The sequence below is a fragment of the Streptomyces sp. MnatMP-M17 genome (assembly GCF_900091995.1).
In the GTDB taxonomy this organism is placed as follows: Bacteria; Actinomycetota; Actinomycetes; order Streptomycetales; family Streptomycetaceae; genus Streptomyces.
Genome location: NZ_FMDK01000624.1, coordinates 1 through 9,721, shown reverse-complemented (window position 1 = coordinate 9,721; position 9,721 = coordinate 1). Strand labels below are relative to the sequence as shown.

Annotated in this window: 9 protein-coding genes; 6 read left to right on the top strand and 3 right to left on the bottom strand. The window is 70.8% G+C overall.

Features of this window, described 5'->3' with window-relative positions; all coding sequences use genetic code 11:
* From GA0115259_RS26325 to GA0115259_RS26310, 4 genes are all read left to right on the top strand, one after another.
* Positions 1-794: acetate--CoA ligase family protein (locus GA0115259_RS26325; protein ID WP_176732660.1), on the top strand; the 794-nt coding region annotated here is incomplete at its 5' end.
* Between the two features lie 93 nt (positions 795-887).
* Positions 888-1,493: a DUF5998 family protein gene (locus GA0115259_RS26320; RefSeq protein WP_093601619.1), complete on the top strand. Its 606-nt coding sequence runs from the start codon at positions 888-890 to the stop codon at positions 1,491-1,493.
* Positions 1,493-2,719, top strand: a complete 1,227-nt coding sequence (locus GA0115259_RS26315; protein WP_093601617.1) for an alkaline phosphatase family protein — start codon at positions 1,493-1,495, stop codon at positions 2,717-2,719. Before GA0115259_RS26320 ends, GA0115259_RS26315 begins: the two co-directional genes overlap by 1 nt.
* A 126-nt stretch (positions 2,720-2,845) precedes the next feature.
* Positions 2,846-3,547, top strand: coding sequence for a thymidine kinase (locus tag GA0115259_RS26310; protein ID WP_093601615.1), 702 nt, complete (start codon positions 2,846-2,848; stop codon positions 3,545-3,547).
* A 17-nt stretch (positions 3,548-3,564) separates the two neighbouring features.
* Here GA0115259_RS26310 and GA0115259_RS26305 read toward each other — a convergent pair whose 3' ends face one another.
* Positions 3,565-4,359 carry a VOC family protein gene (locus GA0115259_RS26305; RefSeq protein ID WP_093601613.1) on the bottom strand — a complete coding sequence of 265 codons (795 nt, stop codon included), beginning with the start codon at positions 4,357-4,359 and terminating at the stop codon, positions 3,565-3,567.
* A 210-nt stretch (positions 4,360-4,569) separates the two neighbouring features.
* Here GA0115259_RS26305 and GA0115259_RS26300 point away from each other — a divergent pair, with 210 nt between their 5' ends.
* Positions 4,570-5,397, top strand: a complete 828-nt coding sequence (locus GA0115259_RS26300; RefSeq protein WP_093601612.1) for a sulfurtransferase — start codon at positions 4,570-4,572, stop codon at positions 5,395-5,397.
* Positions 5,398-5,490: 93 nt separating this feature from the next.
* Here the strand turns inward: GA0115259_RS26300 and sepH are convergent, their stop codons facing one another.
* Both sepH and GA0115259_RS26290 read right to left on the bottom strand, forming a co-directional pair.
* A complete protein-coding gene (gene sepH / locus GA0115259_RS26295) occupies positions 5,491-6,558 on the bottom strand; it encodes a septation protein SepH (protein ID WP_093601610.1) in 1,068 nt (355 codons plus the stop codon).
* Between the two features lie 457 nt (positions 6,559-7,015).
* Positions 7,016-8,341: a D-arabinono-1,4-lactone oxidase gene (locus tag GA0115259_RS26290; RefSeq protein WP_093601608.1), complete on the bottom strand. Its 1,326-nt coding sequence runs from the start codon at positions 8,339-8,341 to the stop codon at positions 7,016-7,018.
* Between the two features lie 194 nt (positions 8,342-8,535).
* On the opposite strand from GA0115259_RS26290, the gene GA0115259_RS26285 reads away from it, so the two are divergent.
* On the top strand, positions 8,536-9,663 hold the full coding sequence (locus GA0115259_RS26285; RefSeq protein WP_093601621.1) for a ferrochelatase: 1,128 nt from the start codon (positions 8,536-8,538) through the stop codon (positions 9,661-9,663).
* Positions 9,664-9,721 lie beyond the last annotated feature (58 nt).

Below are 9,721 nucleotides of genomic sequence, written 5' to 3'. Positions count from 1 at the left end.
AAGCCGAGCGGCCCGGGAAGGTGCCCGAGGTCATCGACGACGCCATCGACCAGGGCGCAGCCGCCGCGCTGATCGAGCGGCTGCTCGGCGAGGGCGCCGATCCGCGCGGCATGCGTCTCGTACCCGCCGACGCCCATGAGCTGCTCGCCCTGTACGGCATTCCCGTACGGCCCACCCGGCCCGCGCCCGACGCGGACTCGGCGGCCGTCGCCGCCGCCCGGCTCGGCTATCCCGTCACGCTCAAGACGACCGCGCCTCATCTCCGCCACCGCGCCGACCTCGGCGGCGTACGGCTCGACCTCGCCGACGAGGCACAACTGCGCCTCGCCTACCGCGAGCTGACCGAGGCGCTCGGCGGCCCCGACGAGCTGAAGCCCGTCGTCCAGGCCATGGTCCCGCGCGGTGTCGACACGGTCGTACGCGCCGCCATCGACGCCGCCGCCGGCGCCGTCCTCTCCTTCGGACTGGCCGGCGCGCCCTCCGAGCTGCTCGGCGATCTCGCCCACCGGCTCGTACCGGCCACCGACCGCGATGTGGCCGATCTGATCCGGTCCATCAGAACGGCGCCACTCCTGTTCGGCTGGCGCGGCTCCGCGCCGGTCGACACTCCCGCCCTGGAGGAGCTGCTCCTACGGGTGTCCCGGCTCGTCGACGACCATCCCGAGATCGTCTCCGTCACCCTGGAACCGGTCGTCGTCGCCACCCGAGGGCTCTCCGTCCTCGACGCGAGCGTCCGCCTCGCGCCACCGCCCGCCCGCGACGATCTCGGCCCGCGCAGGCTCCCGAGTTACTGAGAAGTCACCGAGGCGGACACCGAGAGGTCACCAGGACGTACGGCGTCTCCCGGGCGTCTCCGGCAGCCATCCGGCCACCGTAGGATGGAGCCCATGGCGAAGACCGGTACGACGACCCAGGGGCTGCGCACGGCGATCGAGCGCAGCGGCTACTACCCGGCTCTCGTGGCCGAAGCGGTGGAGGCCGCTGTCGGCGGTGAGCAGATCGCGTCGTACGTGGTGCACCAGGAGACCACTTTCGACGCCAACGAGGTACGCCGGCATGTCACCGTCCTCGTGCTGACCGCCCACCGTTTCATCGTCAGCCACACCGACGAGCAGGCCGCCGACACCAGCTCCCCGACGCCGTACGCCACCACCTCCACCGAGTCGGTCAAGCTCGACCGGATCTCGTCCGTCGTGGTCAGCCGGGTCGTCTCCAATCCGGAGTCGTACACTCCGGGCAGTCTGCCGCGCGAGGTCGTCCTCACCATCGGCTGGGGCGCCGTCTCCCGGATCGATCTGGAACCCGCCGCCTGCGGTGACCCCAACTGCGAGGCGGACCACGGCTACACCGGCAGCTCCACCGCCGACGATCTGAGCCTGCGGGTCAGCGAGGCGGGCGACGGTCCCGACACCGTCCGTCAGACGCTCACCTTCGCCCAGGCGCTCTCCGAGGCCACCGCCGCCACGTCGGCCACCACGGCCACCGGCCGCTGATGGCCGCCGAGGCCCTCCGGCAGGACCAGGACTGGAGCCAGGACCAGGGCCAGGATCCCGTCCCGCTCGCTCTCGGCTCCGCGCCGCTGCCCGAGTACGGCACGGGCTCGCTCGCCGAACTGCTGCCCACTCTCGCGGCCGGTCAGGGCGTACCGGATCTGATCGCGAGCATTCCCGAACTGACGCCGGCCGACCGGAACTGTGTCTTTCTGATCGACGGCCTCGGCTGGGAGCAGCTCAGGGCCCATCCGGACGAGGCTCCGTATCTGACCTCGCTGCTCGGCACCTCCCGCGGCTCCACCGGCCGTCCGCTGACCACCTGCTTCCCCGCCACCACCGCGACCTCCCTCGCCTCCGTCGGCACGGGCCTGCCGCCCGCCGCGCACGGACTGCCCGGCTACACCGTCCGCGATCCCGCGACCGGCGCGCTGATGAACCAGCTCCGCTGGAAGCCCTGGACCGCGCCGGAGGTCTGGCAGCCGTATCCCACGGTCTTCCGGCTCGCCGAAGCCGCGGGCGTGCATACGGCCCAGGTGTCCTCCCCGACCTTCGAGAACACTCCGCTCACCAAGATCGCGCTGAGCGGCGGCACCTTCCACGGCCGTCTCTCCGGCGAGGACCGGATGGATCTCACAGCCGAGCAACTCGCTGCCGGGGACCGCTCGTTGGTCTACACGTACTACAGCGAGGTCGACGGCAAGGGCCACCGCTTCGGCGTCGACTCGGACGCCTGGCGCGGTCAGCTCATGTATGTCGACCGGCTCGTCCAGCGGCTCGCCGAGCGGCTCCCGCCTCGTACCGCGCTCTATGTGACCGCCGACCACGGCATGATCGACATCCCTTTCGACGAGGAGTCGCGCATCGACTTCGACGAGGACTGGGAGCTGCGCGCCGGCGTGGCCCTGCTCGGCGGCGAGGGCCGGGCCCGTCATGTCTACGCCGTGCCGGGCGCCGAGCCCGATGTCCTGACCGTCTGGCGTGAGGTGCTCGGCGACCGGTTCTGGGTGGCGAGCCGGGAGGAATCGATCGCCGAGGGCTGGTTCGGACCGCCCGGTACGGTGGACGAGCGGGTGTACGGAAGGATCGGCGATGTCGTCGCCGCGGCCCACGACGATGTGGTGATCACGGCCTCCGTCCAGGAGCCGCACGAGTCGGCGATGGTCGGGATGCATGGTTCGATGACCCCCGTCGAGCAGCTCGTTCCGCTGCTCGAAGTACGCTCCTGACCGCGCCGTACGCTCCCGGGCCGCCGTTCCCGCGTGCCGCCGGAAGTCCCGTCCGACCGCGACCCGACCGCGACCTCACCGCGACGCGAGCCGCACAGCCGAGAACCGAAAGGCCGTCACTCCCTCATGCCAGAGCTGGTGTTCTTCTCCGGAACGATGGACTGCGGAAAGAGCACCCTCGCTCTTCAGATCGAGCACAACCGCTCAGCGCGCGGACTCCAAGGGATGATCTTCACCCGTGACGACCGGGCCGGCGAGGGCAAGCTCTCCTCCCGGCTCGGGCTGGTCACCGACGCCGTCGAGGCCGCCGAGGGCTTCGACTTCTACGCGTATCTCGTCAACCGGCTCTCCCAGGGCGGCCGTTGCGACTATGTCATCGCCGACGAGGCCCAGTTCCTCGCACCCGAACAGGTCGACCAGCTCGCCCGTGTCGTGGACGATCTGGAGCTGGACGTCTTCACCTTCGGTATCACCACCGACTTCCGCTCCAAGCTCTTTCCCGGCTCGCAGCGGCTGGTGGAACTGGCCGACCGCGTCGAGGTCCTCCAGGTCGAGGCGCTCTGCTGGTGCGGCGCGCGGGCCACGCACAACGCGCGGACGATCGGCGGCGCGATGGTGGTCGAGGGCGCCCAGGTGGTGGTCGGCGATGTGCACCAGTCGGGCGACGAGATCGGTTACGAGGTGCTCTGCCGACGCCATCACCGGCGGCGGATGACCGCGGCCACCGCGCGGGCGGCCACGCTCTCGCCGGATGTGCTGCCCGTCGAGGTCGGCGAGGAGTCCTTGGCCGGGCGGGCGCTGACCGACAGGCGACCGGCGGTCCGCTGAGCTCAGGTCCGCTGAGCTCAGTGGGCGACCGGCGGTCCATGGCCCGCCGACTGTACGACCGTGAAGACCGCGCCCTCCGGATCCGCCACCGTCGCGAGCCGGCCGTGCGTGCCTTCGTGCGGCGCCTTCATCACCCGCCCGCCCAGCTCCGTCACCAGCTGTACGGCGGCGTCGGTGTCGTCCACCTCGAAGTACGTCATCCAGTGCGAGCCCAGGTCCCGGGCGAGCGCGCGGCCCACTCCGTGCAGTGAGGCGACGGGCCGGCCTTCCAGACGCAGTGTCAGAAAGTCGAAGCCGGCGGAGACGACCGACTCCGCGTCATAGCCGAAGACCGCCTCGTAGAACTTTCCGACCGCCGATGTCTCGCGCGTGATCAGCTCGTTCCAGACAGGTGTGCCATGTGATCCCGCCACCGCCGTCCCGATGTGCGCTGCCGCCTGCCAGATCCCGAAGACCGAGCCCGCCGGGTCCGAGGCGATGGCCATCCGTCCCGCCTCCGCCGCGTCCAGCGGTCCGACTCCGACCGTTCCACCGCAACTTCTGATCATGTCGGCCGTCCGGTCCGCGTCGTCCGTCGCCAGATACGTCGTCCACGCGATGGGCAACTGACGGTCGGGCGGGAGCTGGCCGATGCCCGCGATCGCCTTGCCGTTCAGCATTCCCCGTACGTACGGCCCGAGCTGCTGCGGTCCCGGCTGGAACTCCCAGCCGAACAGCGCCCGGTAGAACTCCTCCGTCGCGGCAAGGCCGTGCACCATCAGACTCACCCAACAGGGTGTGCCGGGTGTGCGCCGGATCGCTGCCTCGGTCATCGTCACTCTCTCCTCGGACCGTCGTGGCCGTACGGGTGCCGGTCGCGGGCCGCCGGATGGGAACGAAGCCGTACGCCCGGGCAGATGCTTGCACCCGGCACGACGCGCCGCTTCCCGGCCGCGCCGCCCTTGGCGGGATCTCGATCGGGTGTTTACCGGCCGTTTCTCCGCCGTTTTGGGCCGGGGCCACCGTGCGCGAGGATGGCCTTCATGACAGCCATCATCACCGCAGCAGAACTCGTGGGCGAGTCGGCCGGAGCGCGTCCGCCCGTACTGCTCGACATTCGCTGGCAGCTCGGCGGGCCCTCCGGCCGCCCTGCCTACGAGGCAGGTCATCTGCCCGGCGCCGTCTATGTGGACCTCGATACGGAACTGGCCGGTACGCCCGGCGCCGACGGTCGGCACCCGCTGCCGGACGTGACGGCCTTTGGCGCGGTGATGCGCCGCGCGGGAATCTCGCAGGACACGCCGGTGGTGGTGTACGACGGCGGACAGTGCTGGGCGGCGGCCCGTGCCTGGTGGCTGCTGCGCTGGACGGGCCACCCGGACGTCCGGGTGCTCGACGGCGGGGTCGCCGAGTGGACAGGACCGCTCACCACCGTGATCCCGCAGCCGGCCGAGGGCGACTTCAGCCCGGTGCCCGGCTCGCTCCCGGTGCTGGACGCGGACGGCGCGGCGGCCCTCGCCCGGAGCGGTCTGCTGCTGGACGCGCGCGCGTCCGAGCGCTACCGCGGTGACGTCGAGCCGATCGACCGGGTCGGCGGCCATATCCCCGGTGCGCTCTCCGCACCGACGACAGGGAATGTGGCCGAAAACGGCACCTTCCTGCCGGCTCCGCAGCTCGCGGCGCGCTTCCAGGCGCTGGGCGCGGCTCCCGGCACCGAGGTCGGTGTCTACTGCGGTTCCGGAGTCTCGGGCGCCCATGAGGTGCTGGCCCTGGAGATCGCGGGCATCCCGGCGGCGCTGTATCCGGGCTCTTGGTCCGCGTGGAGCGCGGACGAGTCCCGTCCGGTCGCCAAGGGCCCTGACCCTCAGTAACGGAAACAGCACATACATACGAAGGGGCCCGTACGCATCTCCCGCGTACGGGCCCTTGTGAAGGTCAGGACAGTCGGCGGACCGGTTCTCCCGCTACTCCTGCTTCTTGCGGCGCGTACCGAACACGATCTCGTCCCAGCTCGGCACCGCGGCCCTGCGCCCTGGACGGACTCCGTCCGCCTCGGCCTGCCGGTCCGTCGTACCCGTGAGCCGGTCCCGGTGACCGGTCACCGAGCGGGGCATCAGCACATCCGCGTACGCCGAACCGGCACCGGCCGACGCGGCGGGCGCCGGCGGCTCCTCGGCCTCCGGCTCCTCGTCCGGGTCCGTGACCGGAGCGTCCTGGGCGGGCCGCTCGGGCACCACCATGTCGCCGCGGAAGCTCGGCACCGCCTCCAGCAGGCTGGTGAGGGAGTCGCGTTCGCTCATCTCGTCCGGGTCGGGAGCGGCGGGCCGCTCCGACTGCCGGTCGAGTGAACGGTCCAGCGGCCGGTCACGCGGCAGCCGCGCGATCCTCGGGACGAACGGAAAACTCGGCTCCTGTGTGGTGACCGTGTCGTCCGTGTCGCCGATCAGCGCCCGCGCCTCGTCGTCGACGGCCTGGACGAGCCGTCTGGGCGGGTCGTACGTCCAGCTCGCCGAGTGCGGTTCACCCGCGACGCGGTAGACGAGCAGCACCTCCCAGGTGCCGTCGTCACGGCGCCAGGAGTCCCACTGCACGGTGTCCTTCTCGGCGCCGCGCAGCGTCAGCCGCTCCTGCACCGCCTCACCGAGCTGAGGACCGGCGTTCTCACCGGGGCGGCGCACGGCGGTCTTCCTGGCCCGCTCGGCCATGAAGGCGCGCTCGGCGAGCACCGGTCCCTCGAACCGGCGCACCCGGTCCACCGGGATTCCGGCGTGCTGGGCGACTTCCTCGGCGGACGCTCCGGCCCGTATACGCGCCTGGATGTCGCGCGGTCTGAGGTGGCTCTCGACCTCGATCTCGATCTGACCGAGGCGGGCGCGGTCATTGCGCACGGCGGCGCGGAGGCGCTCATCGATCGGAAGCGTGTATTCCGTGCTGTCCGCAGCCTTGAGCACCAGTCGTGTGCCGTCGTTGGAGACGGCCACGACACGCAGTTCGGGCATGGGGACCTCCCGGGTGGTGCCTGCCGACGTCACGTGCGTCGCTGCTTCCGCTAGTCGAGTGTGACCTGCCCGGGTGCAGCCTGCCACAACCTTGCCGTGCTTCCCGGCGTGTCGGGCAAGGGCCCTGGATCGCCGTTATGGCACGGTTACCTCTTTGCGACGCAGAGTGACAGACCTGGTCACTCTGTGCAGCAGGCGCCCGTGCGGTGCCGTGACGCCGGCGGATCGAGTGCCACGTTCGGCCCCCTTCCCGTCGGTCCCGGACGCCCATGAGGGAGTCCGGCCCCAGGGCTCGCCACAGTACTCCATTCGGGCCATGTGGGTGGACCGGCGCGCCGCCCAAGTTCTCGCCGGGGCCCGGAGTTGAGGGCCGGAACAGGTCTCGGACGGATATCTTTCTTCACGGAATCCACAGAATCGGAACGATCTGTTTCGCTCAGGAGCGCCAGGAGCGCCAGGAGCGCCGGGCCGGTGAGGCGGGCGTCGTTCCTCAGTCCCCCAGGATCCGCCGCAAATAGTCGTTGCCGAACAGCCGGTCCGGGTCCAGCCGGTCCCGTACCGCCGTGAACTCGCCGAAGCGCGGATACGCCTCCGAGAGATACGCCGCGTCCCTGGTGTGGATCTTTCCCCAGTGAGGACGGCCGCCGTGCGCGGTCATGATCCGCTCCACGGCGCTGAAGTACGCGCGGTACGGCGTGCCCCGGTAGAGATGCACCGCGATATACGCGCTCTCCCGGCCCGAGGCGGTCGAGAGCGTGATGTCGTCGGCGGGCGCCGTCCGTATCTCCACCGGGAATCCCACCCGCAGCGGTGAACGGTCGACCATGGCCTTGACCTCGCGCAGCGCCGCGACCGCGACCTCGCGCGGAAGGGCGTACTCCATCTCCACGAAGCGGACCCGGCGCGGCGAAGTGAAGACCTTGTACGGGATGTCCGTGTACGTACGGGCGGAGAGGGCGCGGCTGGAGATTCTGGCGATCGTGGGGACGGTCGCGGGGACGGCCCGGCCGAGCGAACAGGCCACCTGGAAGAGCCCGTTGGAGAGGAACTCGTCGTCGATCCAGCCGCCGACGCGGCCGACCGGAGCCGCCGGGCCCTGACTGCGGTTGTTGCGCTTGGTGGTGCAGTTGCCCGTGTGCGGAAACCAGTAGAACTCGAAGTGCTCGTTCTCGGCCACATGCTGATCGAACTCGGCGGTGACCCGGTCGAAGGCCATCGGCTCCTCACGGGCCGTCAGCAGAAAGAGCGGCTCCACGGCGAAGGTGATCGCCGTGATCACGCCCAGCGCGCCGAGTCCGATCCGGGCGGCGGCGAAGACCTCGGGGTTCTCCCGCTCGGAGCAGCGCAGCAGTGAGCCGTCCGCCGTGATCAGCTCCAGCGCGCGGATCTGCGCGGCTATGGAGGCCGAGTCACGGCCGGTGCCATGGGTGCCGGTGGAGGTCGCGCCCGCGACGGTCTGCTCCATGATGTCGCCCATATTGGTGAGCGACAGACCTTCCCGCGCCAGCACCGCGTTCAGCCGTTTCAGCGGCGTGCCCGCCGCCACGGTCACGGTGCCGGCGTCCCGGTCGATCTCCCGGATGCCGGTGAGCAGATCGGGCCGTACGAGCACGCCGTCGGTGGCGGCGGTGGCGGTGAAGGAGTGGCCTGTGCCGACGGGCTTGACCTTCAGTCCCTCCTCGGCGGCCCTCCGTACGATCCCGGCCAGCTCCTCGACGGAGGCGGGGGAGACCGCGCGGGCCGGGCGGGCGGTGACATTTCCCGCCCAGTTGCGCCACACGTTCACGCTCGGCCCGCTCGTATGGGTCCTGGTCATGTGCCCCGTGCCCTCCCCGCCCATCGGTACCGGCTCGCGCGGCGTCGGCGAACGGCAGATGTCCCGGCCAGTTGGAGGGGGATCATACTCACGGCCACCACACGGACACCCGCTCGGCTCCGCCCAACCGCGGTTTCCGGGCGGACCGGGGCGTGATGCTCCGGCGCTCCGGAGCGGATGGCAGGATCGAAGACATGGCCGATCAGCTCGTGACTTCCCCCTACGACGCACTGCTCCTGCTGTCCTTCGGCGGCCCGGAAGGCCCCGACGACGTCATTCCGTTCCTGGAGAATGTGACCAGGGGCCGAGGCATTCCGCCGGAGCGGCTCAAGGAGGTGGGACAGCACTACTTCCTGTTCGGCGGTGTCAGTCCCATCAACGAACAGAACCGCGCCCTGCTGGACGCGCTGCGCAAGGACTTCGCCGAGCACGGTGTCGAACTGCCCGTCTACTGGGGCAATCGCAACTGGGCGCCCTATCTGACCGACACCCTGCGCGAGATGGCCGCGGACGGCCGACGCCGTATCGCCGTCCTCGCGACCAGCGCGTACGCCTCGTACTCGGGCTGCCGCCAGTACCGCGAGAACCTCGCGGACGCGCTCGCCACGCTGGCCGCCGAAGGGCTCGAACCGCCCAGGGTGGACAAGCTGCGCCACTACTTCAACCATCCCGGTTTTCTGCGTCCCATGGCCGAGGGCGTGCTCGCCTCGCTCGCCGAGCTGCCGGAGTCCGTACGCGCGGACGCGCATCTCGCCTTCACCACCCACTCCATCCCGGTCGCGTCGGCCGACACCTCCGGGCCCGTCGAGGACCACGGCGAGGGCGGCGCGTATGTGGCCCAGCATCTCGACACCGCCCGGCTGATCGTGGCGGCCGTGCGCGAGGAGACCGGTATCGAGTACCCGTGGCGGCTCGTCTACCAGTCGCGCAGCGGCGCGCCGCACATCCCGTGGCTGGAGCCGGACATCTGCGACCACCTGGAGACGCTGCACGGCGAGGGCGTCCCGGCCGTCGTGATGGCTCCCATCGGCTTTGTGTCGGACCATATGGAAGTCCTCTACGACCTCGACACGGAGGCGGTCGCCAAGGCCGCCGAGCTCGGGCTGCCCGTCCGCCGCTCGGCGACGGTGGGAGCCGATCCGCGGTTCGCCGCCGCTGTACGCGATCTTCTGCTGGAACGCGCCGCCACGGAACGGGGGAGCGTGGTGGAGCGGTGTGCGCTCGGCACGCTCGGCCCGAGCCATGACCTCTGCCCGGTCGGCTGCTGCCCGGCCCGTGCCCCCAGGCCCGCCGCGGCGGGCGCCGACAGCCCGTACGCCTGAAGGAATCTCAATGATCGTGTCAAGCCGCTTGCGTGACCGGTGGGGCGGAGGTGAACAG

Excerpts from the sequence above, each read along its gene's own strand:
- GA0115259_RS26310 (WP_093601615.1), top strand. The coding sequence starts at position 2,846 with ATGCCAGAGCTGGTGTTCTTCTCCGGAACGATGGACTGCGGAAAGAGC.
- GA0115259_RS26300 (WP_093601612.1), top strand. The coding sequence starts at position 4,570 with ATGACAGCCATCATCACCGCAGCAGAACTCGTGGGCGAGTCGGCCGGA.
- GA0115259_RS26285 (WP_093601621.1), top strand. The coding sequence starts at position 8,536 with ATGGCCGATCAGCTCGTGACTTCCCCCTACGACGCACTGCTCCTGCTG.
- GA0115259_RS26305 (WP_093601613.1), bottom strand. The coding sequence starts at position 4,359 with ATGACCGAGGCAGCGATCCGGCGCACACCCGGCACACCCTGTTGGGTG.
- GA0115259_RS26290 (WP_093601608.1), bottom strand. The coding sequence starts at position 8,341 with ATGACCAGGACCCATACGAGCGGGCCGAGCGTGAACGTGTGGCGCAAC.
- GA0115259_RS26320 (WP_093601619.1), top strand. The coding sequence starts at position 888 with ATGGCGAAGACCGGTACGACGACCCAGGGGCTGCGCACGGCGATCGAG.
- GA0115259_RS26315 (WP_093601617.1), top strand. The coding sequence starts at position 1,493 with ATGGCCGCCGAGGCCCTCCGGCAGGACCAGGACTGGAGCCAGGACCAG.